3 protein-coding genes are annotated in these 1623 nt (G+C 67.4%); 1 reads left to right on the top strand and 2 read right to left on the bottom strand.

Features of this window, described 5'->3' with window-relative positions:
- A partial coding sequence (locus A5652_RS12630; protein ID WP_067351324.1) for an aromatic acid exporter family protein occupies positions 1-755 on the bottom strand: 755 nt, incomplete at its 3' end.
- 3 nt (positions 756-758) lie between these two features.
- Entirely contained in the window at positions 759-1202 is a 444-nt protein-coding gene (locus A5652_RS12625) for a nitroreductase family deazaflavin-dependent oxidoreductase (protein ID WP_067351320.1), read from the bottom strand.
- A 208-nt stretch (positions 1203-1410) separates the two neighbouring features.
- On the opposite strand from A5652_RS12625, the gene A5652_RS27585 reads away from it, so the two are divergent.
- On the top strand, positions 1411-1548 hold the full coding sequence (locus A5652_RS27585; RefSeq protein WP_156745303.1) for a hypothetical protein: 138 nt from the start codon (positions 1411-1413) through the stop codon (positions 1546-1548).
- Positions 1549-1623 lie beyond the last annotated feature (75 nt).

Below are 1623 nucleotides of genomic sequence, written 5' to 3'. Positions count from 1 at the left end.
GCGGCCTCGATCGTCGCGCGCAGGCCCCATCGCCGCGGTGCGATGGTGACGACGTGGCGAGCCGTGGTGCGCGCCTCGAGTAGCCCGCTGAGTTGTTCGTGCACGCGGTCGACGGCCGTCAACGGCCAATCCGGCGGCCGGGCTTTGCGTCCGGCGACGACGTCGGCGGCGCGCGCCAGGACGTCGTGCAGCACCCCGAGCACGCCGACGCGGGCATTGCGCAGCACCGTCAGCGGGTCCGCGGGAAACAGCAAGACGGCGAAAACGATGGCCACCGCGCCGCCGATCAGCGCATCGAAGATGCGTTCCAGCCCGACGCCGCCGTGGTACAGGGCCAGCACCAGGATCGCCGACACCACGGTCTGATTGGCGAACATCATCCCGTGCCCGATGAAGCCGCCCCCGATGAACACCGCGGCGGCCAACGCCACCAGCGCGGCGACCGCGATGGGTAGCCCGCCAGGCCCGAGCAGACCCTGCACCAGGGAGCCCAGGCCGATCCCCAGCGTCACCCCGATCATCATCTGGACGGCGCGTTGCGCGCGCAGCACGTTGCTGGTCGACAGCGACACCGCGGCGGCGATCGGCGCGAAGAACGGCTGCGGGTGCTCCAGGACGTCGTGGGCCAGGTACCAGGACAGGCCCGCGGCCACCGCCGTCTGCACCAGGTTGAACCACACCAGCCGCAGCCGCTTGCTGCCCGCGCGCGCGACGGCGAGAACCAGAGATGGCACCGCTCGCCGCGAAGCGCCCACCGGCTAGGTCCGGTTTAACTCGAACAGCGGAATCACCCGGGTGGTCTTGGCCTGGTACTCCGCGAAGCCGGGCGCAACGGCGGTGATCTTGTCGAAGAGCGCGGCCCGCTCGTCGGCGGGAAGCTCGTGGGCGGCGACGTCGAACGCTTGCACTCCCTCCGGGGCCCCGATTTCGATGCGCGCCTGCGGGTTGGCCCGCAGGTTGTGCACCCAGGCCGGGCTGACCGGCGCGCCGGCGAAGGAGCCGATGATGATGAGCTTGCCGTCGATGCGGAAATAGGCCAGCGGCGACACCCGCGGCTGACCGGACTTGGCGCCGGTCGTGTGGAGCAACAGCAGGTTGGCGCCCTCGAACTGGCCGCCGACCTTGCCGTCGTTGGCGCGGAACTCGTCGATGATGCTCTTGTTGAACGCGTTGACGGTCTCGGCATCTGGGGTTTCGGTCATTTCCTGTGAACCTTGTCGGGCTTGGCGTCTATTCCGGACTTCGTCCCTAAGCAGCGCCGTCAACGCTAGTCGCTCGTCGATTCAGGCCATCCAAGACAGCCCAGAGTTTGCCCAATATTGCACACGTGTCCAAAGACTCGCGATAGCATCGGCTGGTCGGCGGTAGCTGACCTACCGCGGTCATCTCACCAGCAGAAAGGTGTGACTCATGAGGACGAAGATCACCAAGAGAGCACTGCACGCCGCCGCACTGGCCGTAATGCTCATCGGTGTGATGCTGGGATCGTCGAGCTGCATCATGATCGAAGGCGGCACCGTTTGCGCCGCACTCCGCGCCGGCTGCTAGTGGGCCTGGCCACTTTAGGTCAACGCGTTACCTTGGCTCCGGCTTGGCGTCAATTCCGGATTCCTTGCGCTGCTG

Origin of the sequence: Mycobacterium sp. 1165178.9 (genome assembly GCF_001673555.1) — a bacterium.
GTDB lineage: Bacteria > Actinomycetota > Actinomycetes > Mycobacteriales > Mycobacteriaceae > Mycobacterium.
The sequence above is the reverse complement of the archived record's forward strand: the minus strand, read 5'-3'. Positions and strand labels throughout refer to the sequence as shown.